Annotated in this window: 16 protein-coding genes and 1 pseudogene; 10 read left to right on the forward strand and 7 right to left on the reverse strand. The window is 58.2% G+C overall.

Translation table 11 applies throughout. The features are described from left to right. Window positions 1-293 precede the first annotated feature (293 nt). The 3 genes from J2129_RS05165 to J2129_RS05175 all read left to right on the forward strand — a co-directional run bounded on the left by J2129_RS05165 (window position 294) and on the right by J2129_RS05175 (window position 3,160). A complete protein-coding gene (locus J2129_RS05165) occupies window positions 294-722 on the forward strand; it encodes a hypothetical protein (RefSeq protein ID WP_209629854.1) in 429 nt (142 codons plus the stop codon). A gap of 1,661 nt (window positions 723-2,383) precedes the next feature. Further along, window positions 2,384-2,554, forward strand: a complete 171-nt coding sequence (locus J2129_RS05170) for a CxxC-x17-CxxC domain-containing protein (RefSeq protein WP_209629855.1) — start codon at window positions 2,384-2,386, stop codon at window positions 2,552-2,554. A gap of 330 nt (window positions 2,555-2,884) precedes the next feature. Next, window positions 2,885-3,160: a hypothetical protein gene (locus J2129_RS05175; RefSeq protein ID WP_209629856.1), complete on the forward strand. Its 276-nt coding sequence runs from the start codon at window positions 2,885-2,887 to the stop codon at window positions 3,158-3,160. Between the two features lie 219 nt (window positions 3,161-3,379). Here J2129_RS05175 and J2129_RS05180 read toward each other — a convergent pair whose 3' ends face one another. After that, window positions 3,380-4,210 (reverse strand): 4Fe-4S binding protein, encoded by an 831-nt coding sequence (locus J2129_RS05180; RefSeq protein ID WP_348632290.1) that lies wholly within the window; start codon window positions 4,208-4,210, stop codon window positions 3,380-3,382. A gap of 79 nt (window positions 4,211-4,289) precedes the next feature. Between J2129_RS05180 and J2129_RS05185 the strand changes: the two genes are divergently transcribed. The 3 genes from J2129_RS05185 to J2129_RS05195 all read left to right on the forward strand — a co-directional run bounded on the left by J2129_RS05185 (window position 4,290) and on the right by J2129_RS05195 (window position 8,675). After that, the gene (locus J2129_RS05185) at window positions 4,290-5,750 is read left to right on the forward strand and encodes a GNAT family N-acetyltransferase (RefSeq protein WP_209629857.1); all 1,461 of its coding nucleotides are present in this window, start codon (window positions 4,290-4,292) and stop codon (window positions 5,748-5,750) included. 391 nt (window positions 5,751-6,141) lie between these two features. After that, the gene (locus J2129_RS05190; protein WP_209629858.1) at window positions 6,142-7,560 is read left to right on the forward strand and encodes an MATE family efflux transporter; all 1,419 of its coding nucleotides are present in this window, start codon (window positions 6,142-6,144) and stop codon (window positions 7,558-7,560) included. A 725-nt stretch (window positions 7,561-8,285) separates the two neighbouring features. Beyond that, window positions 8,286-8,675 (forward strand): hypothetical protein, encoded by a 390-nt coding sequence (locus J2129_RS05195; RefSeq protein WP_209629859.1) that lies wholly within the window; start codon window positions 8,286-8,288, stop codon window positions 8,673-8,675. A 725-nt stretch (window positions 8,676-9,400) separates the two neighbouring features. On the opposite strand, the gene J2129_RS05200 is transcribed toward J2129_RS05195, so the two are convergent. The 6 genes from J2129_RS05200 to rqcH all read right to left on the reverse strand — a co-directional run bounded on the left by J2129_RS05200 (window position 9,401) and on the right by rqcH (window position 18,301). Next, the gene (locus J2129_RS05200) at window positions 9,401-9,739 is read right to left on the reverse strand and encodes a cupin domain-containing protein (protein ID WP_209629860.1); all 339 of its coding nucleotides are present in this window, start codon (window positions 9,737-9,739) and stop codon (window positions 9,401-9,403) included. A gap of 14 nt (window positions 9,740-9,753) precedes the next feature. Continuing rightward, window positions 9,754-11,658 (reverse strand): anaerobic carbon-monoxide dehydrogenase catalytic subunit, encoded by a 1,905-nt coding sequence (gene cooS / locus J2129_RS05205; RefSeq protein ID WP_209629861.1) that lies wholly within the window; start codon window positions 11,656-11,658, stop codon window positions 9,754-9,756. Window positions 11,659-12,242: 584 nt separating this feature from the next. Continuing rightward, complete coding sequence (locus J2129_RS05210; RefSeq protein ID WP_209629862.1) at window positions 12,243-13,616, reverse strand: DUF1254 domain-containing protein; 1,374 nt, start codon at window positions 13,614-13,616, stop codon at window positions 12,243-12,245. Between the two features lie 916 nt (window positions 13,617-14,532). Beyond that, complete coding sequence (locus tag J2129_RS05215) at window positions 14,533-15,225, reverse strand: PIN domain-containing protein (protein ID WP_209629863.1); 693 nt, start codon at window positions 15,223-15,225, stop codon at window positions 14,533-14,535. 152 nt (window positions 15,226-15,377) lie between these two features. Then, window positions 15,378-16,403 (reverse strand): mRNA surveillance protein pelota, encoded by a 1,026-nt coding sequence (locus J2129_RS05220; RefSeq protein ID WP_209629864.1) that lies wholly within the window; start codon window positions 16,401-16,403, stop codon window positions 15,378-15,380. Continuing rightward, window positions 16,400-18,301, reverse strand: coding sequence for a ribosome rescue protein RqcH (gene rqcH / locus J2129_RS05225; RefSeq protein WP_209629865.1), 1,902 nt, complete (start codon window positions 18,299-18,301; stop codon window positions 16,400-16,402). The genes J2129_RS05220 and rqcH overlap by 4 nt, the downstream gene beginning before the upstream one ends. Before the next feature lie 74 nt (window positions 18,302-18,375). Between rqcH and J2129_RS05230 the strand changes: the two genes are divergently transcribed. From J2129_RS05230 to J2129_RS13040, 4 genes and pseudogenes are all read left to right on the forward strand, one after another. Beyond that, complete coding sequence (locus tag J2129_RS05230) at window positions 18,376-18,732, forward strand: hypothetical protein (protein ID WP_245320635.1); 357 nt, start codon at window positions 18,376-18,378, stop codon at window positions 18,730-18,732. A gap of 6 nt (window positions 18,733-18,738) precedes the next feature. Then, window positions 18,739-20,514 (forward strand): ribosome biogenesis/translation initiation ATPase RLI, encoded by a 1,776-nt coding sequence (locus J2129_RS05235; protein ID WP_209629867.1) that lies wholly within the window; start codon window positions 18,739-18,741, stop codon window positions 20,512-20,514. 748 nt (window positions 20,515-21,262) lie between these two features. Then, a complete protein-coding gene (locus tag J2129_RS05240) occupies window positions 21,263-21,787 on the forward strand; it encodes a hypothetical protein (protein ID WP_209629868.1) in 525 nt (174 codons plus the stop codon). A 677-nt stretch (window positions 21,788-22,464) separates the two neighbouring features. Continuing rightward, window positions 22,465-23,029: pseudogene (locus tag J2129_RS13040) on the forward strand (DDE-type integrase/transposase/recombinase); the annotation flags it as partial. Window positions 23,030-23,143: the final 114 nt, after the last annotated feature.

Consider the following 23,143-nt stretch of genomic DNA (forward strand, 5'->3'; position numbering starts at 1 on the left):
CAATCAATATACTGCTCAAAAAGATCGGGGCGAGAACACAGACTCTCATCAGGAAGATTGATCAGGGACGACAGGCGGTCGATCAAAATGAATGAAATTCATTGAACTCACCGTTCTGCGATCTCCTGCCCATCGCCATCGCGACCCTGACAACCACCCGCGATGCACTGTCATTATATGGTCGGCCGACACCCCATCCTCTGAGGCGCGGATATAACGGGAGAGCGGTGGGGGGCCGCCTTCACGTGGTTTCCTTGGGCCAGGGCCGACCGACTATGGGGTGGTGGCCTTCTATGACCCCGGCGCCCGTCCTATCACCGAGGACGCGGCGCGGGAGAACCCTGGTCTATGCAGAAGCGTTCGGGCCAGGGGTGGGGGTCAGGGACTTCACCGCCTTTTCCCTCAGATACTATGCCGTGCTCGTCGACCAGGCCACCGACCAGGGTATCGGCGAGGTGACCGTCGACCGCTACACCGGCGAGGCTGGGATGGACCCCGGCACTGCCAGGTACGATCTTCCCGCTGCAGAGACGATCGCGGAGACCTTCCTTGACGGGTTTCTGCCGGGTGCAACATTGCAGGAAAACCGGACTTTCCCTGGCTATTACACCTTCAAATACGGGCGCGACGAGAGAGAAGGGATGCTGAGCGTCAACGACCGGACCGGCCAGGTCTGGGTGCACACCTGGCATGGGCACTCCCTGGGGGCGGGCGACGACTGACAGCGAGAGGTATGAATGCGACATTTTGAGACCGCGTGACGCACCCATCTTCCCATAGTCCCACACGGGGGGCTCAATCAAAAATCAGAAATTTTCGTACATTCGAGCATATCCCAAAAGTATCCAGAGTTCGATCAATCATCTGGATCAAGACTCTTTTCGGCCGTTCATCTATCTTCCTGCTTCAATTGCCATCTAGAGGTTTTCAGAGGCAACGCCTCCCGGGGGAGTGGCGGAGGAACGCATATACATCAGCCGTGCCGCCCACAGAGAGCATAAAGAATGTTTCCTTGCTCTCTCCTGCCGGGGGGAGACCCCCCGGACCCCCATATGACGAAGATAGCCGAGGGGGGGGCACCAATCTCTTGAATGACACCATGCTTCAGAAACTTCTTCTCCTCACCGATCAAGGCCAGAGAAGTTTTGGGATACCCTCTTCATTATCACCTGGCCACAGGGATGCCAATGGAGTCGGGATAGCAGAATAAACGACCATGACGAGGACATTGCCGCCCTCGACCTCTCTTCGCGCGGGGGGTCAGTGGGGACAGAGATAGTCACCCGGAGGGGTTATCATGAGCATATCCTAAAACTCTCTGAAACTTGGGTTCTGTAGAATCGAGCATGATCCTGAAGCTCACGCATACGTGATTGAACATTATCACGGTCCTCCAGGATGTGTAGATCCGTGCCCGCCCCTTCAGCACAGGACACTCTGTGAGACCCCCGCCTATCCTCTCTCCGTCCCTGGTGCGAGACGACGGTGAGACGGTGCTGCGCTGAGGGCAAGCGATCTTTCTGAAAGAGTTTCTGTAGTTCGTAGATCAGGTCTGGAGGAACCAGGCGAAGAAAAATTATCATACAAACCTCCCAGGTTCATCGTCAGGATCATTTTCATGGTAATTCCTCTGGATGACCATCTCTTGCAGGGGGTGTGCCACCCCCCGAACCCCCCGTGTCACGATAGATCAAGGACCGCACCACTCTCTTTATGGCCATCTATTCTGCCTTCCAGGCCCAATCTTGATCCAGGGGGTCCAGGGGCGGCACGTCCCAGGTGCGAGCGCGTGGGAAGGCCATAGATGCTTCTGTACGCTATGAAGAGACGAGGACCTCTTAACCGTCGTCCCCCGTTAAATTCACGCTTTCCCTATATACCGCGCCGGGGGCGCTGCCCCCGGACCTCCTGGAATGAAGAGAGAGTCGGGAAGGCACACTCAATGATCATGGAAAGGGGATTGCCGTCCACCGCCTATCGCTCGCGCGGGGGAACCGGGGGGCTTGGCCGCCCCCCGCCAAAGATAACTGCCCAGAGGATTTCTACAGAACCCCTTTTTCAGAACGATCCATCCCTATCTTCTCCCCTGAGGTTCCGGGGACAGCAATGAAGCAGAGTCTTCCTCTGGTATCCTGCTCAGAAGGGGGAGGGCAGGGGTCCATTCACTCTTAGAGGACTCCAATCATTTCCAACCGCGTATGCGTGAGTCTGGGGTTCATGTCAGATTCTACAAACCCAATATGCCCAAAATCCCAGGACCTCGCCATGATACATATCGCCACTCCCAGGACGCCGGGCGGTCGCCCCCTGATCCAAATGCACACCTTCATAACCTCAGCAAGCATTTACTCCTGTGCAGCACAATACTGCATGAGTTAATCGTATGGAAAGAAGAGGCAATTTTGGTGGGCGGAGAGACTTCGGCCCCCGTGAGATGCACAAGGCAATCTGCTCTGACTGCGGCAAAGAGTGTGAAGTTCCGTTCAAGCCCACTGAGGGAAGACCGGTCTACTGCAACGACTGCTTCCCCAAGCACAGAAAGCCCAGGTACTGATCTGAAATCATCTGATTTCAGAGCTATTCGAGATGGAGCGGTTCACCATGACCGCTTCTCAATTTTGATCTGCACGATTTTTTGCTCGTACTCTTCTGTGTCACCATTTGACCACTGCGCCCTCTCTCATTCAAGGCTGTGGGAAGAGAATACAGAACGGCTTTGGAGAATTCGATATGAAGCGAATGCACACCCCAGGGCACAAGTGGATAGAAAAGATTCTGTGAGGAGGGGGCCATTGCGCCGGGCGACACTCGCCCCCAACTGGCGAGGGGTGAGGGGCGAGGGGGGTGACACACATCCTCCCCACACAATAGGCAAGGGGTTCCCATGAGCATATCCCACAACTCTCCTGGGGTGAAGATCTCATCGAACCGAAGTGCTTCCTTCCAGAAATTCAAAACGATTTCCTCCACCAGGGGAGACCCCCACGACGAGGAGAGGGGGGAGCGGCGATCGAGTGAGGTCTCCACCTGGCTCTCCTGTCTTATATTGAGAGATCACACGACGAAAAATGATCATCAAATCTGCGTGACGGGCTTTGTAGAAATCATTGTGATGGTTCTCTTCGCCGGGGGGCGTGCCGCCACCCGAACCCCCGCGTGAAGATAGGCAGCGGGCGGCAATTTCCTCTTCATGGTCATTGATGGTGCCTTCCCAGCCCAATCTTCGTCCCGAGGGTCCGGGGGCAGCGCCCCCGGCGGGAGCATGGGGGAAGGCGGTTGAGTCAGTTTGCATTGAGAAGAGGCGAGGGTTTCTACAGAGCCGCGTGACGGGCTTTCCTCATGCTGAATTCCGCAGAGCCACTCTTCCCTTCTCCCTGCCTCACCTGCTCCCATATGCGCGCACATGCTCCCAGGCGCGGTGCAGGTCAGGGCGGCGCGTATGGTCTCCATAGACCGAGGCGTCCTCCCTGTCATAGAACGCCCGGTCCCTCCCGATTGGGCAGACCTTGATGCAGACCCCGCACGGGGCAAGCCGCCGCTTCTCCAGTTCGGCGCTGTTTTTCGCGCAGGCCTTTTTGTCAGTAAGACCCTCGGGATAGTCCTCAGCCTTGAGGGCACCTGCCGGACACATCTCCACGCAGCGCATACAGCGGTTGCAGACCTCTTCGGTCATCACCGGATCGGAGGGGAGGGGCGCGGCGGTGAGCACTGATCCGAAACGGACCCGTGGCCCATACTCGGGGGTGAGAAGCATATTGTTCACCCCAAAGGTCCCAAGCCCCGCAAAGTATGCGGCGTGCCGGTGAGAGAAGAAGGCGACCGGATTTTTCAGGAGCGCCCCGATCCCTCCATACCCGTCCCGCGGCACAAAGACCGAAGGATATCCCTCTTCATTGAGAAACTCTGCCAGGCGGTAGGTGTACTGGTCCAGGAGGGCGTTCACCGTCATGTAGGTCTCGCGGTACCAGATGGACGGAGCGCTCTCCAGCGCCGGGAGATGGACCGGGAGACCGATCACGACCACCGAGCGCGCCTCAGGGAAGAAGTGCCGCGGATAAAATTCTTCGGGCATCCAGGGTTGGAAAGGCGGTTCCTCCCACCGTTCGACATCCGCCACCCCGACGAGAGGGATCTCCATCGCCCGGCACCGCTGGAGAAGGGCGGCTTTCAGGTCCTCGTGCATGATGATCCCTTCTCCTACATGCGGCATGAAATGCGTTGTGCTCCGACCCGACAAGACCAGAAACACTCAAGAACCCCCATGTCATAGAAGGGCAGAAGGTGTTCGTGTGCCAGAGCGGTGTATAGTCTGTATCCCAGGTGACCCCTCCTACCTCCCGCTGGTCAGGTCAGGCATCGCTCACCTCTCGTCCCTTGCCGGGTGCTCAGAGGACGAGGCACACGCCGTCGCCTCCTGCGTCGAAGAAGTCGTCGCTCATCTCATCGCCCATGCCTTCTCGACCCGCGGAGAAGAGGCCATCACGCTCACCTTTGAGCGCACCGGCGAGATGCTGGAGATCACGCTCAGGGAGAAGGGGGCACCCTACGACCCGGCGGTCGAGGGACCGCCCCCCGGTCTCGACCAATGGAGGACGGTGCTTGACGGCGTCGCCTTCCACACCCTTGGCGCCGCAGGCAAAGAGACGCGGCTGTGGAAACGGCTCCCTCCCGCAAGGATTCCTACGGCAGAGGAGGAGGCCGGTAGCCCCGCACTCCACGGATCTGACGCTCCATTCGCCTGCGAGATCAGGCCGAGCCATATCGACGAGGCCGTGGCGATCACGCAGCGTGCCTATCTCTCGTACGGCTACTCGTACGGCTACGAAGATGTCTATTTTCCTGATCGCCTCAAAGCCCTCATCAGGAGCGGACAACTCAGTTCGTTCGTCGCCGTCCACGATGGGGCGGTGATCGGCCATGCCGGGCTGCTCTTCGGGGACGATCCTGGCGCGGCCGAACTCTCGCTCGGGTTTGTGGACCCCCCGTTCCGCAGGCACGGGGTCTTCAAGCGACTGATGGCGACGACCGCGCACGAGGCCGAGCGGCGGGGTCTCTGTGCGGTGAGGGGGCAGGGCGTCTGCACCCACCCGTACTCGCAGAAGTCTGTCGCATTCCTTGGGATGAGCGAGTGCGCCCTCTTCCTCTCCCACTATCCTGTGATGCAGTTTACGGGAATCGCTACCGAGAACCAGGCCAGAGAGAGCGTCGTGCTCCTCTACCGCTACCTGAGAAGACCAGGGCCCACGACACTTTTTGTACCCCCCCATCACGAGGAGATGGTCCGCACGATCTACCGCCGCCTTGGGGGCGTGCCGCGTTTTGAGACCACCTGGGAGTGTCCGATGGAATGGAGCGACCCCGAGACCAGACCTACAGTGGAGATCGAACCGTACGGTTCGGCACAGGTCGCCGTCCACTCCTATGGTGCAGAGACCCTGCCCTCGCTCAGGGCGGTCCTTCGAGACCTCTGCACCAGACGCCTGGAAGTCGTCTACCTCTCCCTCCCGCTCACCGACCCGATCACCAGGTGGATCACCGGCACGATCGAGGAGATGGGGTTCTTCTTTGCCGGGGTGGACCCCTCGTCCAACGGCGAGGACCGTCTTATCCTCCAGTACCTCAACAACCAGGTCGTCGACTATAACCGCGTATTCATCGGTTCGGTCTTTGGAGAAGAGATGAAGGAGTATGTGCGCCGGTGCGACCCTGGAGAGGGGGCGGGGGAACGTGCTCCTGAGCGGGGGGTATAGTATGCACCAGACTTCTCGCCTTCTCTCACCTCACAGATTTTTGCCACCGGTCCACGACAGAGAAGGGTGAGGAAACACTATATGGGTTCAAAGACATATATAGATCCAAATACCGGTCAATAGTTTTGTCCGACGGCATGGGCTACGTCTATTCCACGCCTCCAGGTTTTCCATGACTGATACTCTGGCACCATAGAATATCCAGAAAGATCATAGAGAATAGTTTTCAGGTCTCATCATGATGGACGGTTCTTTTTTCCGACCATTTCAAGCCCTGTTTCAGTCCTGCGACCAACCCCGACCAGTCCATGCCGTCTGTTAGAAAGATCTCGATTCAAAGAGGGATATCAGGAACGTAGAAAAAAACCAGGAAAATAATGAGACAAAAGGTGTGGCTCTCCTGAAAGGAGAGCCCAGGACTGCGATCTGGAAACTCTCCGGCCCTTTGGTCGTCTCCATGCTCCTCCTCTCGGCCTTCAACATCGTGGACGCCATCTGGGTGTCGGGCCTTGGCGAGGAAGCTCTTGCCGCCGTCGGACTCGCCTTCCCGCTCTATATGATCATGGTCGGGTGCGGCGAAGGTCTGGGCGCAGGTGTAGGGACGGCCATCGCCCGGAGGGTCGGCAGGAATGACCGAAGAGGAGCCAACGGCGTCGCGGCGCAGGGCCTGATCCTTGCCGCATTCCTTGCCGTCGTCTTCACGGTCTCGATGGTGCTCTTCTCCGAGAACATCTTCGGCCTCTTCGGGGACGGTGAGGCCGCCGCTCTTGCCTCGGTGTATGCGACGATCATCTTTGGAGCCTCGACGATCGTCTTCTTCTCCGAACTTGCGTATGGAGTGCTGAAGGGAGAGGGGGACACCAAGCGGGTGATGGAGGTCATCATCGCTGCCGAAGTGATCAACTTCATCCTTGACCCGATACTCATCTACGGCGCCGGGATGGGGGTCGCAGGTGCGGCGTGGGCGACCGTGATCTCTTTGATCGCGGAGTTCCTGGTGATGGTCTACTGGTTTTTCGTCAGAAAAGATACCTATGTCACGCTCTCGTTCCGGAGGACGCCGGTCAGGTGGCCGGTCATCTCCGAGATCGTGAGGGTCAGCATCCCCAACACGCTCGGGTGTTCCCTGATCTCGGGCGTTGTCATCGTGATCAACGCGATCCTCTCTACCATCGCGGGGGACACGGCCATCGCGGTCTACACCTCCGGGTGGCGGGTCGTCACCTTTGTGCTGGTCCCGCTCTTCGCACTCTCGTCGGCCGTGATGATGGTGGCGGGTGCGGCGATCGGGGCAAAACTCTACCAGAAACTCGAAGAGGTCTTCAGGTATGCGGTACGCCTGGGGGTGGGGATCGGGGTGTTGCTGAGCGTTGCGGTCTTCGTCTTCGCCCCGCAGATCACCCTGATCTTCACCTACTCTGAGGCCTGTGCAGGCATCGCCCCCGAGATCGTCACTTTCCTCAGGACGGTCTGTATCTTCTTCCCGGCCGTCCCGCTGGGAGTCCTGGCAGGGGCGTTCTTCATGGCCTCTGGCCGGGGGGTCGCCTCCCTCACCGTCACCTCTCTTGGGGTCGGGATGGTGAGTTGTCTCGCCTACCTCCTCGGGGACGTCATGGGCTTTGGCGTGGCCGGGGTCTGGTGGGGGATCGTCGTCGGCGAGGTGGTCGGCAATGCGGTCGGGTTCCTCTGGATGAGGCATGAACTCGGTACGCTGGCGATGAGGGCGGAGGAGCAGGAATATGCGGCGCCCTCAGGGTGCTCCTCCGGTGCGAGGGGGACGGCCGCCTCCCAGCGGCAGGGCGATCTCTGAGAAGAGATCACGGCACTCTTTTTCGATCTTTGCAGCGGGAACAGATCCCAACCTCTCCTTGGGTGAACATCTCCTCGAACTGAAATGCTTCCTTCCTGAAATTCAGATCCCTCTCCTCCACCGGGGGACGTGGTCATGGGGGGAGGCGACGAATGCATGGGTGCGATCATCCATCGCTCTACATCGATAAGAAGACCGTGAGGAGAGTTTTGGGATGACCTCCGGGATTTATGATCTGATCATCTCGAAGATCAGCCCTATAGAATCTGGCATAAACCCCTGGCTCACGCATACGCGATGAATATTTCTCGTCACGTGCTTTTTCTCTCTATTCAAGACGATAATATCGGGAGAGGCCGTGTTCAATACGCCGCCCCCAGGTGTGAGATGACGGGAAGGCAGAGGCCTAATTATCCATGAGATGGATCTATAATCTGTGTATCGGTCTTGAAGGAATCTGGTGGATCCAAACCATTATGGAAACCCTGAGAGATAATATTCGCAATCATTTTCATGGGAACCCCTCACCAATTCCTGATGTGAACCTGACCCCACCGTCTTCCCGGATCGATCGCGCCGGTGGCAGAGTCCCCCGATTCCCTGAACCACGATAAGACCAGGAAGACGAGACGACCATGAAAAGAGGTGGGTGCAGTCTTCGACCTATCCTGACCGCCGGGGGCCCATCACGAGGACTTCGCCAGGGTCAAAAGTCCGGGAAAACCATGACACCCAAAAAAAGTCACCCAAATATCAAATTAGGACCAGTCCTCCTCAGCATCGCCATTCTCCTCTTTGTGGCCTTTGCAGGATATGGGCTGTACCGAGAAATAAAAAGTACTGATCATCCTTATTCTATCCATCTCTCATCTGTGAATGAGAGCGAGACAGGGGATGGTGTCATCGTCCACCTCACCGAGGAAGACTTTGAGAGGTGGCCATTTCTCGGGGAAGCGGTCAAGGGAGAGAGTAGCAATCCATATGCACCTGAATTGACGAACTCCTCAAGGCGGAGTGAGTTCACTCATGAGTATATATACAACGGCACCCTTGACAGGCCGATTTATCTCGAATATGAAGGAAATTATTTCAAAACCTGGATCAGTGTAGTGTGAGGAGACAAAACCGTCACCATACAAAAGATACCATGTGCAGCGGTGGAGAAAATCTTGAACAAATCTTGTAGAGAGCCTCTTGATAGTGCTCTGTGGCGGGGAGCGTGCCACCTGCAAATCAAAAATTTTCGATAGAGTCCCAGGCATGCCGCCCTTGATCAGAGGATCTTTCCAGGCATCTTCTCTGGCAAGAGCAACGACCGATCAAATACGTGATGTAACCTTCCAGACCCTTCACAAGAAATTAAAAAATAGTTCGATACTATTGGGATAAAAAACCGGTTCACGAGGGTTTGTAGAAGTCCTCTTGTTCGTTCTCTTCGCCGGGGGGCAGAACCCCCCGGTCCCCCCGCGTGAAGATAGGTGGCGGACACCAATGTCCTCCTTATAGTCGTTGATGATGCCTTCCTGGCCCTATCTTCATCCTGGGGGTGCGGCGGCACGCGCCCCCGGCGGGAGCATGTGAGAAGGTGTTAGAATCACGCTCGCATCCCTGATAGGCGGGGGTTTCGACAGAGCGGTCCGAAGGGATATTCAAACCAGAGGGTTTTGAGATATGCTCTCTGAAAATGATCCCTGATTTCAACCCTGGCGGTATGAGGGACATTTTGTCTTCAGATCCCTTCAGGCTTAATACCCAGAGGACAGAGGCCTCTCCCGCATGATCGGACCTCTGCCTTCCAGGAGGCCCTATCTTTGTCCCGGGGAAACGCGGCCTTCGTCGTTCAGAGCAGTCTTGTAGCCCCTGTCGGCCGCGGCACCTTGACCACCAGCACCCTGAAGTCCTGGTCAGAGTCGTTGAACCACCGGTGCGGGATCCCTGCCGGGCTCTCGACAAGGTGGTCTCTCTCCACGCGCGCCCCTTCGTCACCGATCTCGACGACACCGACCCCCTCAAGGACATAGAAGAAGACGTCCACAGGGGTGATGTGCTGTTTAAGGGTCTCTCCAGGCTTGAGGGTGATGACGACGGCGACGGCGTCTTTGGAGTCATAGACTTTTCTGGCGTCCACATGATGGGGATTTGGGTGGACCGGCACCTCGGTGAGATTGATGATATTCATCTCAATTCATCTCCTCATATTCCAAGCCCGGCTCTCTTCTCCCTGATGTGCCCGGCGATCCCGTCGGCCGCCGCCGTCGCATCCTTCTCAAGGGCCAGCACCCCGCCGGTGAGTCCCTGGATCTCGTCGGTGAGCAGGGCAACGAGGTTCGGCGCCCCGGTCACGGTCGGGACCGGGTTGACATAGGTGTACAGCCCGAAGGCAAGGGCGAAGATGGCGTCGACCGTTGCCTTCTGCTCCATGTATTCGGGGGCCGCCACCGCCACCGGCAGGGCGGGCACCGGCACTCCGCCGAGGGCGTCGGCGATCGTTGCGACGAGGTCGGCGCACCGCCCGGTGTCGGTGCAGGTCCCAAAGGAGAGGACCGGCGGGATGCCAAGGCCGGTGCAGATCTTTTTCAGTCCAGGCCCGGCCAGAGCAGCGGCCTCGGGAGAGCAGAGTCCGGCGACCTGCATCGCCGCGTTCCCGCACCCCATCGAGAGGACAAGGATGTCGCGTGCGATCAGTTCCTTCGCCACCGTGACCGAGTGAACGTCCTGCCCCTGGTCCCGGAGAGTGGTGCAGGAGACGAGGGCGACGACGCCCTGAATGCGCCCGTCTTTGATCGCTTCGAGGAGCGGGGCAAGACTCCCACCGAGGGCGGCGGCGATGCTCTCCGGGGAGAACCCGGCGACCGCCTCCCCCACCGGGAGCCCGGCGAGCGGTTCGACGGTGCCGTGCCGCCCCTTGAAATTCTCGATCCCCATCTGGAGCAACCTGGCCGCCTGCGCATCGGCCTGCACCGGGTCATAGTCCACCCTGTTCTCGACCCCCTCGAAGGCAACGAGTTCGGAGACCGGGACCAATTTGAAATGATATTTCTCCGCGTACGCCGGGTCGAGCGGGAGTGAACAGTTCATGTCGGCCACAAAGACATCGACCGCCCCGGTGGCGAGCACCGCCTCCTGCATGATCCAGTTCCCGGTATACCCCCAGAAGACCTCGTCCACCTGGAGACGCTGGACCATTTCCTGCCCGGTCTCGATATTGGCGATGACCCTGATCCCCTTCGCCCCGGCCGCCTCTGCCGCCGCCTGCCAGGCCGGATCCCTCGCACGCTCCACCAGCGCGAACCCGAGGAAAGGTTCGTGACCGTTCGGGAGGAGGTTCACATAGTCCGGGTCCAGGACGCCGAGGTCGACCCTGATTGAGTGGGGTTTCGGCGTACCGAAGAGGCAGTCTTGCAGGGTCTCCAGGACCACCTGGCTCTGGTAGGCCATCGCCACCCCGAGGCGCAGCGCCTTTCTGGCGAGCGAGAGGTAGGACCCGTCCACGTTTGTGAGGCACGAACTCGTGGTGCGCATCATCTCCCCATAGATCCCGCCAGGAAAGATCCCGAGATCTTGCCAGACCTTCCGCCGTTCACGCGGGGCGAGCCGCTCGACGATCACGCTCTCCTCCTCGGTGTGTCGGTGGAAGTCCCTCTCCAGGAAGTCGCAGAGACGCAGCGCCACCTCGGCGTCCTCGCCGCCGGTGAGGACACCGAGTCGCCTGGCAAAATCGGCGAGTTTTTCCGGCTCCTGGATCCGGTATGGCGTCCGGCCGCGGGCCGTCTCGCGCAGGGTCCGCACCGTCTGCTCGCAGTGGTAGTGGTAGGTCGAGGCCCCCATCACATTGCGCAGGAGCATCATCCGCATCGCCATCCCGTCGGCCGAGATCCCGCAGACCCCGCGTTTGTCCTGTGCGGCGTCGGCCCGGCAGGGACCGTTGGAGCAGAAGTCGCAGCGGACACCGCCGGTGCAGAAGGCGCACCGTTGGTCAGGGTCACCGCCCAGTCCCTGGGCCTCGTAGCGGTCCCAGACATTCGAGATGCCGTCTTTTTTCAGGCGTTCATACGCTCTCTTCACCGACGCATGATATGAGATCCGTTCTGGTTCCATTCTTGAAGTCCCCCGTGATGGTGCCAGAAGTGGTGGGGGAGGTGAAGGTTGTTTCGGCCGTGTGGAAGAAACAGCTCTGTGGAATATAGCATGAACCTTGAGGCTCAGGCATATGGAATGAAATATTCTCGTCACGTGCTTTCTCTCTTTCCAGGACTGGAGAAGTGGTGGAGACCGTGTTCACTTCGCCGTCCCCACCTCTCCTCGTCGCGGGGCCCGGCGCAAGATGACGACGAAGATCCCGTGACTGAGGGCGGCCATTCTTAATCGGCGTGCCTTCTTGCGCCTGGCGGGGACACGTGCCGCCTGGAACCCCGAGATGAAGATAAGGACGAGAAGGCAGAGGCTCGATCATTCAGGAGAGAGATCTGTAATCTGTGTATCTTTCTTAAAGGAAATCTGGTGAATTCGACGTCCTGTCTTCATCCTTGGGGTCAGCGAACCCTGTGACATGAAATTTTCAATCGCGTATGCGTGAACCCCACGTTCATACCCGATTCTACAGAGAGGAAGGCGGAGAGATAACCATGAAGAGGGTTTCTACAGAACTGTTGTTTCACTACTCCCTGCGACCCGGCGGTTCCTCAGTCGACCCGCCTGATCGGCGGGAGGAGGTACGACCCGTCCAGGACCGCCTGGTCGGGCTGGTACATCCGCATGATCGGCCTGAACTCCCCTTCAGGTGCGGGGAGCCAGTTCGACTCCTTCTCATGCCCTGGCGGGTCGTACTGGATATAGAGGTCGAGCGAACCGTCGTCATGGTACTGCAGTCCTGGAGTGCGGTCGCCGATGGAATAGCGGCCGATGGGGTTTTCAACCAGGAGATAGTCGGGCGAGGAGTACATCGTCACCGACCAGAAGGCGCCGACCGGAGGGAGGTGGTCGAAGTGGAGGAGGTAGTGGCGCTCGCCGGTGAGAAGGTCGCCCTCGCCGTCCTCGTAGGTCCAGGGATATGCCGCCTCGTAGCCGTGGTTGCCAAAGAGCCCGGCCCTCGCTGCCGCCGCACGACGCATGAAGTTCCCGCTGGTCCATGCCTCCTCCTGCACTGTCCCGACCTCGAAGAACCTGGTGTTGTAGTCCCAGAGGTGCGTGGTGTACAGCCACCCGTTCACCTTCGGGAGAGCGCTCCTGATGTATGTCCGGATCACCTTCTCGGCCGCGGTCCGCCCGAGGGTCAGCACCGCGGCGATCTCCGGTTCTGGGTCGAGGTACGGGCTCTCCTTCTCGGTGAGTCCGAGCAGGGCAAAACGGTCGAGGTACTCACCCTCGTCGGCAGGGGGCGGGTAGGCCTGCATCCAGACCCGCATCTCCTCCCAGACCAGGAGATCGGCCCTGACGCCAGGGCGGGGTGCAGGGAACGCCCAGTCATCGTGACGTCGATTTCCGAGATCAGGGGGGGTTTCTGGCCAGGCATGGAGAGGGGTGAGGGTGTACTGCTGCTGGAGGGCGCGGACCGCGGGCACGTCGTCGGCCCCGCTCACCTCGGTCCGCCCGATGATGCCCATGAGGTCGGTCGGCGCCCTGATCCCGGCCACGCCCCGGGGAAGAGTCCCCCCCCATTCTGGCCCGACAAACGCATAGACCCCCTCCTCTGTCCCGGTCGCTCGCCGACCCAGATATGCAAAGTTGTTCGTCCATGCGTCCACGCACTGCATGACATAGTAACGCCCATGGGTGTCTGGGAGATGGAGAACCATCGGTTCGGGCCCCACGTCGACGACCGCAACCGAGTACAGGGTGTCGTTGTTGGGCGAGACCACCTGCCTGAACGCCGGGTCGAGCAACTGGTCGGCATGCCAGAAGGCGTTCACCGGGGCGCCCATCGCCCCCTCGATCCCGCGGGTCATCTGAGTCATAGTGCGGACGCACTCGGTCAGTGGGTAGCCGTATAGATAGGCATCCCGTGCAAGCCCGACAAGTTCCTCATATCTCTTCTCTTCTGCCAGTAGCGTTCTCAACCTACATCCCCCCGTGAGTGAGGCATGACGCCGGAGTATATGAAGGTGGCGCGGCTGCAACAGGGCAGGCATGCCGGCATGGAAAGGACACGCAGAAGGCCGACCATCATAAGAAAACCTATGGAGAGATCCTCTTGATAATGATCTCCAATGGTAGGACCAAATTTGAAGAATGGACTGAAGAAAGCACATCTCTCTCCAAAAATATGGAGTCTGCCTTCCCGGCTCAGTCCTCCCCCCTGGAGTCCAGAGGCAGAGTCCCGGACACGATCAAGGGGGAGGAAGGCGAGTGGGGCACGCTCGTACCAGAAGTATATCCCAATAGTCTCTTCGGGTGAAGATCCCCTCGAACCGAAGTGCTTCATTTCTGGAATTCTGGCTCTGTAGAGACCCTTGCCCTTTATGGGTGCAGGCGTGATTCTCCCGCCTTCCCTCATGAATCGCGCCGGAGGTTGCACCCCCGGACCCCTGGGATAAAGATTGAACCGGGAAGGCATGATGATCCGGCGTGCCGCCCCCAGTTCCCCACAACACGAAAGGGCAAGAGCGACAACACACTCATCAGGATCGTCGATTCTGCCTTCCCATCCTCATCGTGGTTCTCGGGGGTGCGGGGGCAGAGCCCCCGACGCGAGCATCGGGGGACGGCGATAGAATCACGGTCGCACCAAAAATTGATGAGGGTCTCTACAGAGTTGAAATTCTAAACCCTATCCTGCCTCTCACCGGAGTGCGTGCCGCCTCCGACGTGAAGGGGGGGAGGCGACGGATGCGTGGGTGCGTGATGAAAACGCAGGGGTCTCTTCATTACCCCCCTTCGCTCTCATCGGTGAGGAGATTTTTGGGATGACCTCCAGGAATAAGTGAGGGATTCTGCAAAACCAAAAAATAATCTGATCCCCATGGCCCCTCCCCCTTATCCCTCGCCTTCGAGCATGAGCAGTGCCCCTGACGGTTCCCTGTCTGTCGCCCGCAGGGCCGCGGAGATCCGGTCGTCGACGATGAGACGGTGGGCGGTCCGCTGTTTGAACTCGTGGATGAGAAAGGAGAGGTGGTTCCGGTAGGTCTGGTCGCGGGTGATGACGATGAGGTCGTCTTTTGCCTCGTCAAGCAGGATCTCCCAGATCACCTCGTCCCCAACGGTCTGGCCCCGCTCGTTCTTCGGGGGGTTGCCGACGAGTTTGCGGCTCTGGGCCCGTCCCAGGTGTTCACCGGTCCACCTGATCACCCGCACCTCTGGGTCGGTGGCAAGGTGTTCGATGGCCACCCATACGGGATCGTCTCTCTTCTCGGTGATCATCGCCTCGACCTTCTGGGCGAGCGCCAGGAGAGCATGGACGTACCCCTCGGACGCCTCCTCGTAAACGGCGGCTTCAGGCGAACTTTCGAGAAAAGAAGGTGGGTCCTGGACGGCACTGGCGGCACGTCTCAATTCTCGTGCATGGTGTCCCAGGAGGCGGTCCCTGTTGCGGAGGAACTCGTCGAGGACAGTCTCGGGGAGGATGAGGTCTGGCTTCAACCGTTCGATCTCCCCCATGACCGTCTTAAAATCCTCGCCTGCATCGTACAACCCCAGGAACAGGTTGGTGTCAATGAAGACCTTGGTCATCCTCTTCGGAGTGTCCAATAGTGCCAGGGAGTGATAAGGGTTTTGAGAGACTGGAGTGTCGTGCGGGCGGTGTCCCAGGGAGTGATGCGATGACACCCGAGAGGGTTTCAGAATTTCTCCCCTCAGAGACCCGGCCAATGCCTTCCTTCCATTTACCCGATCTTGAACCGCAGGAGCGCCGCCACCCCTCCCAGGGCCTCGAGTTGCTGACCGGGGTCGAACTCTGAACTGAGAACGACAACTTTTGCGTTCATCTGCTCGGCGGTCTCGAGGAGGCGGTTCATCGAGGGGTTCCTGAGAGATTCATCCAGGACAAGTATCTCCTCCACCGCCCCATAATTCACAGCGTCGGTCACCTCGGCCCGCCCATAGGCGACCGGGCCGTCGCACCCGATCCGCCTGAGCACCTCCTCCATCCTGGTCACCTCGCGGGAGAGCTGGAGGTCGCCGACCAGACGGTCGAGGACGCCCTGGCCGATCACGTCCTGCACCGCGCCGCGCCCGGTGCGCCGTGTCTCGACGGCGATCACCCGTTCACCGAGGTCGGCGTCCCTGGCCTTGAGAAACGTGACAAAGTCGTCCTTCACAAACCCTGGCCCTGCCACGACCACCGGCCCGGTCACCCCTTTGAGGGTGGCAAGGACGTCGGCAAAGAAGGCACTCCTGCTATCGGTGTCGACCCGCTTTCCGCTGCCGCCCGTGACGGTCACCACCCGCTCAGGCCCATACTGCCTGATACGGAAGAGTTCGGCCTCCCCCTCCTCAACAGTGAGGACATGGATGACATCATGGAGCGTGGCCTCGACCGCCCGCTCCACCCGCTGGAGATCGACCGGACGCCAGCGCTTGATGACCGAGACCTCGTGACCGGGATCGAGGTTGAAGGTATGGTACGAGGCGACGTCCACCCCGTACTTGATCATCCCCCCGACCCTGAGACGGGTGGCGTACTCGTGGAACTCCACCTTCTCGACCCTGATGCCCAGACGGACCGGCTTTTTCTCGGTCTTCTCTGGCCTGAGTTTGTCGGTCGCCCCGTCGACGCTCCTGAAGGTGGTCGCAAAGACCAGGTCGCCGGGTGCGATGAGGTGCTTGAGATGCCAGAGGTCGTCGACATTCTCTGGAAAGAGTTTTGCCTCGCCGTACGACTGTTTCAGTTCTCCAAACTCGACTTTCATTCTTCTCCCACGATGTCGGTGCCGCCAGGCGGGACGAAGGCGGCGATCGCCTCGGTGTTGAGGGCGGTCCGCAGACTCTTCCAGGTCTCCTCGCCGACCTTCTCTTTCAGGACCCGCTGGGCCTTCCTCGCGACGTCGTTGGGGCCGAAGGTGCCGGGCGTCAGTTCGATGAAGTGTTCGGCCCGCTGTTTTATCGCCTCGACCGGTCCACCGATCACCGCCACGCTCGGCCTGAACTGCACCCCGATGGCCGCACCCAGGGTGACGTTGTGGGCATACCGCCGCTCGCCCCTGATGATGAACGCCCCCCGCGCCACGTACTCGCCTGACTCAGGCGTCTTGCTCACCTGGTCTGGCCTGGCCATATAGACATCGGCAGTGAAGTGTCCGGCCTTCCAGGCATTCGAGTACGAGGCGGCGAACTGGGCCACCTCGTCCTCCAGGTGGGCGGTCTCGCCCTTGACGATGACCACTGACCCGCCGTGGACGTCGGCATGCACGAAGGTGTCTTTCCCCTCCATATAGCGTTTGACCAGTTCCTCGTTCTGGGAAGCGTCCCTCCCGCCGAGTACGAGGACGCCGTCAGAGGTGTAGAACCACCTGAACCGGTGGAACCACTTTGCCTTCATCAGCGTGAAGGTCTCTTTGGGCTTCTCCTTCTTCTTCGGCACCCCGCGTGCCATCGCGTCGAGGGCACCCTGTTTCTTCTTCTTGAACTTCTTGATCTGGTCGTAGTAGTGCTGCAGGTTTACCTCCACGCTCTCATGGACATAGACCTTCACCTGCACCCCCTCAAGATCAAGGTCGACGGCCGCATCGGCCGGGTGGACGGCCACGACGACCTGTGCCGCCGGCAGGTCGCTCTCCTTCAGCACCGCCTCGATCTCCTGCCAGGAACGTTCCTTGCTCACCTGGTCGAGGACGGCGATCACCTCCTGCACCTGGGTGTAGTGGGTATAGACAGCCTCGATTGCCTTCTCAGCCCGCGCGATCTTCCCGTCGAACTTCTTGAGCGCCGCCTTCTGCTGCCGGAGGATCACCTCCTCCCTGGAGAGCTTCGGTTTCTTCTTCTCTGCCTTCTTCTCGGCTGCCGTCGTGGGATAGAAGGCTTCCAGTGCCTCGTTGAACGAGGGATACTCCTTTTTCTCCGTGCCGATCCCTGGTACCGGCCAGCACCCCTTGTCGGTGATCACCGGGTGGCGGTCCCCCTCGATCGTCGCGAGGGTCTGGTGAAACGCCGCATAGATCGCGCTCGCGTCGGCCTCTGGGGCCGGCATGTTCTTGTCGACGCCAGCTGCGGCGCAGATCACCTCGGCATATTTCCCCCCGAGGAGACAGTTGACGGCCAGGGTCCTGACCAGGTCGCGGTCAGAAGCCGCAAGCATCGCGGCAAACCCCTCTTCGTCGTAGCCGCTACAGTCGGTCCCTTCGGGAAGGGCGTAAACCTCGCCTGGCACGACCGCCCGGTCCTTGAACCGGTGGTGCCAGAGCGGTTTGATGATCACGCCCTCCCCGTCGAGGAGAATGATGTTGCCGTCGTCGAAGAGTTCGAAGACGAGCCTGAGCGTCCCCCCCTTCTTCCCGACATCGATATAGAAGATCCTCTGGAGCCCGTATTGCCCGACCTCGATGACCCGTCCCCCTTCAAGGTGCTTACGCAGCAGCATCGCATAACTGAGGGGAAACTTCGGGGCCTCAGGAAGGGCGCCGACAAGATGGGCCCGCCTGCCGACCTCGACAAAGAACTGATATTTTGCCCCTCCCTCACCATTGATCCTGATGCCCAGAGTCGTGGCGTCGTACTGGTAGATCTTGCCCACCCAGAGCGGGAGCTTTTCTGATAATTCGGCCGTCATCGCCCTGACGTCGATCCCGCTCATCCCCTTCTGGTCTGCCATGAATTATACCAAATTAAATATGGCTTTGGCACCAAGAAATAGTCTACTGATGCGTGATGAGCGAGGAGGAACAGTTGCAAACAACGCCGAAAGCGCCGAAAGAAAAGGGTGCTGATGAAAAGGCGCAAAAACAGGCTGCGCATGTGCAGCGGATCAAACGGACCCTGGTAGCCTGTTTTATGGGGATCGCCATGGGTCTGCTCTCGTTCTATGTCTCAGGTCCGGCCGACCCTGCGACCGGACTCCAGCCGAATGCGATCATCGGCGTCCTCTTCCTCATGGCAGGGGTAGTCTTCCAGAAACATATCTTTATGATGATGCGGATCGACTACACCGAACTCGGTGGGAAGGACTGGTTCTATCAGGCTTTCATGACCTTTGCATTCTGGTTTATCTCCTGGTCCACCATGCTCACCACAGCTCTGATGTGATCAGCCATGCGCATAGCGGTCATCCATAAAGACAAGTGTCATCCAAAAAAGTGCGGAAACGAGTGCATCATCTACTGCCCCAGAGTACGATCCGGGGACGAGACCATCGTCCTCAGCGAGGAGGACGGGAAGGCCGTCATCTCCGAGGAACTCTGTGCCGGGTGCGGCATATGCGTGAAGAAGTGTCCGTTTGAAGCGATCGACATCGTAAATCTCCCGGAGGAACTCGAGTATCCGACCCACCGGTACGGGCCAAACACCTTTGTGCTCTACGGCCTGCCGGTCCCGGTCGAGGGGAAGGTGACCGGGATCCTGGGACCAAACGGGATCGGGAAGTCCACCTCACTCCAGGTCCTTTCTGGCCAGATCAAGCCGAACCTCGGGATCTTCGAGGAAACGGTAGCGTGGGACGAGGTCCTGAGACGATTTGCCGGGACCGAACTCTTCGACTATCTCAAGCATATCTCAGGAAAGGAGATCAAGGTCGCGGTCAAGCCCCAATATGTCACTTATATCCCGAAGGCCTTCTCAGGGACGGTGCAGGAGTTGCTCGCCTCCACCGACGAGCGAGGGACGCTCGACCATCTTGTCGAGCACCTTGGCCTCGCCTCGATCCTGGACCGCGAGATAGGAAACCTCTCTGGCGGCGAACTGCAGCGGGTGGCTATCGCCGCCTGCCTTGCCAGGGAGGCCGACTTCTATTTCCTCGACGAGATCACGCCGTACCTCGACATCTACCAGCGGATGGCGGCGGCCGACCTGATCAGAGAGGTGGCCGAGAGGAGGCCTGTCGTGATCGTGGAGCACGACCTTGCGATCCTCGACCTGCTCGCCGATACAGTCCATGTGGCGTACGGCAAACCTGCGGTCTTTGGGGTGATCACCGGGCCGAAGGGGGTGCGGGTCGGGATCAACGAGTACCTCGAAGGTTACCTGCCTGAGGAGAATGTGCGGTTCAGGGACTCGGCGGTGGTCTTTGAGAAGCGTGCCCATGCCGAGGAGACGGTGCGAGAAGACCTTGTCGCCTTCCCGAGCATGAAAAAGTCCTACGACCGGTTCACTCTCACAGTGAAGGGCGGAACGGTGAAGAAAGGCGAGGTCCTCGGGCTCGTCGGGCCGAACGGGATCGGGAAGTCGACCTTCGCAAAACTCCTTGCAGGAGTGGAAGAGCCTGACGGCGGCCCGATCGAGGAGAAGGTCACTATCTCGTACAAGCCCCAGTATGTGAGGGCCGACTCGGCCGACACCGTGGAGTTCATGCTCAGGCAGATCACCCGGCGGTTCGACACCTCGTTCTACCAGCACGAGGTGATCGAGCCCCTCGGTCTCCAGCAGATCCTCCAGTCGCCTCTCAACACTCTCTCTGGCGGCGAACTGCAGCGGGTGGCCATCGCCGCCTGCCTCTCCAGGGACGCCGACCTCTACATCCTCGATGAACCGAGCGCCCACCTCGATGTGGAGCAGAGGATGGGGCTGACCAAGGTGCTCAAGCACCATGCCGAGGGGAAGGAGTGTGGGGTGATCGTCATCGATCACGACATCTACCTCATCGACATGATCTCTGAGCGTCTTGTCGTCTTCGACGGCGAACCAGGGATCGCAGGTGAGGCGAAGGGACCGTTCTCGATGCGCACCGGCATGAACCTCTTCCTCTCAGAACTCGGCGTCACCTTCAGGCGGGACAAGACCGGACGGCCCAGGATCAACAAGTCAGGGTCGTACCTCGACCGCGAACAGCGCTCGAGTGGCGAGTATTATTATGCCCTGCCTGAGAGTGAGTGAAGAGATCGGCCCTGTCAAACACTCACACCTTTTTTGACTCTGTTGAATCGGGCATGAACCCCGGGTTCATGCTCTATTGCCATGAAAATGATCCAGACGTTCAATTCTGGAGTTATGGATGAGAATTTGAACACACAGATTTCTCCCATAATTGATATGCGGAGAACAAAACGGTCTTCCGAACGATTAGACTCTCTGCCTTCCCGGCCCTATCTTCATCCCCGGGGTCCGGGGGCAGAGCCCCCGGCGGGAGGATGGGGGAAGGCGTGATGATCCGAGGTGCCGCCCCTATCGCAGACTCTTTCCCACAATCTCACGCTGGGGAAAAACCCCGTACCCTCCACGACGAAGATAGGCGGGGGCGGCGATGGAACACGATTCCCACCGATTCTTCATTCTTGAAAAAGAGATATCAAGCGACGAGAAATTTTCATCCTGTATGCCTGAGGCGTGATCTCGCCTCATGCCGAATTCTACGGAACCGATGATATTACACAACCCTGAATGAACGCAGTTTTTTCATTCCTTCTTCTCCATGAGAATCCACGCCGTCGCCGTACTCTACGATGACACGCCCGACCGGAGAGAGATCAAAAAACCTATCTCGATCCCGTCATCAGTCCATACCATGTGAGAGAGCAGATGAAATGAGAAGAGAAAGATCCTCATCCTGACGCGACCCGGCAAAGTTCACATAAATGTCCGGCTCCTCCTCTGCAATCTCAGAGAACTGGAGGTATGAAGATCCATGAAAGCCCTGAAATTGATCGTCTTCCCGCTTGCAATGCTCATCGCCGTGACGATGATAGTCACGATGCTGGGCGCGGCAGGAGAAGGATTCGATGAACACGATCACGATGAGATGAACAAATCCACAGATGTGCCCGATCATTTCATCCCTCCCGAATATTTCAAGGACGCAAGACCTGCGACACCCTTGCCAGAATCTGAAATGATCTCATTTATTCTCTCAGAAAAAACTCTCAACACATCGGCGCAGGATAAAAGAAAAGGGATCATCGAACCCCCGGTTCCATCCCCGGATCAAGATCCCCGTTTCATGAAATACAAAGAACACCGGAACATATTCATCGAAACAAACATCGATCACGATGACGCGGTCGTGCTGGTACGGATGCCGGAGAGCATGTACGAAAGATTCCGTGCCGGTGCACAGAACAATACGATAACTTTACCCGCATCGCACTTCTGCAAGTTTCATGATAACCTCACTGATCTCGATACCCATATTGCATGCAACGTACGCGATTGACATGCCCGGCACTACACTTTCATCAACGAGGCGATAGAATCATGAAAATATCATCTCGAAAAATATTTCCTGAGGACGATAATGACCAAGTCTGATGACATTGTCTCAACATACCCGAAAAAAGATCGCAATCGCGTGTATTCTCATATGCATCGGGACCATCTGCGCCTACCTGGCCTATGGGGCACTTACGGGGAGAACGCCCTGGCACGATCAGCCGGAAAATAAGACGCAAGAGACAATGTTCCGGTGTTTTATCATCGAATATAACCAGAGTTTCACGAAAGACGCCCTGGTATTCCATCTCACTGACGCAGACCTGGAGGACTATCCGGAATATAAGCGGGGAATGGAGGAGGCAAATTTTAGTACCATGGAATGGCGCGATGGGAAGCGGTTTATTTATGAAGTAAAGGACTTTTCAGATGAGCATCTCTGGTCATTTAACCTCTGTCCTGAGAACTATTCCAGATCAGAGTGTTTCTCCCATCTGAGATTATACGAGTACAAGGGACGATACTTTGAGATACGGTGCATCCCCTCACTCATGAGAAACCGGTGAGACCAATCCTACGCCTTCGCTCATCTCCACCTGGACAATAAAGTCGATCGACACAGAAACCACAAATACCGTGGGTGCCAGAGGCAGAACTGTGGATGACCCATGGCACCCTCCGAGGAAGCGAAAACAGCGGAAATGGGTTCGCTATGAACGGGAACATTTCATGTCTCTCTGGAAGGGTGACCGGAAGATGATTACCCTGAACGGCCAGGACAGATGGCTCATCGCATTCATGAACGATTCTTCTCGTCTTATTACCTGTTATGGCGTCTTCGATCGACCAATGACTCAATACACGATACAGATCCTCGAACAGGGGTTTTGAGAATACGGGATCCCGCGTGAAATCCTCACAGATAATGGTTCACAGTTTGTTTCAGCCAGAGAACCGGAAACTGCACATCACACTTTTCGAAAATTCATGGAACACCACGGGATTCGACACATAAGAGCCAGAGTGCACCATCCTCAGACAAACGGCAAGATCGAGAGGCTCATTCGAGGAAGTAAAACGGAGAGCGATAAAATTCGGATCAGTGGAGGCAGCGGTACACTGGCATAATGAGATCAAGCCGCATAGCAGTCTCGAATACGATGAACCGGTACATGCGTTCTTTTATCGATTGCCTCCGGAGCGGATCCTAGAGTATGCACAGAGGTGGATGAATGCGGAAGATTAATAGGTGTAAAATTAACTCGGACTACTACAAATACAATTTTTTGGCAAAAGCTTTATCATAAATGACTTCCAAAAAGTCCCTGCCTGTAACTTATCGAGCGGCCTGTACAACTAC

The sequence above is a fragment of the Methanofollis sp. W23 genome (assembly GCF_017875325.1).
Lineage (GTDB): Archaea > Halobacteriota > Methanomicrobia > Methanomicrobiales > Methanofollaceae > Methanofollis.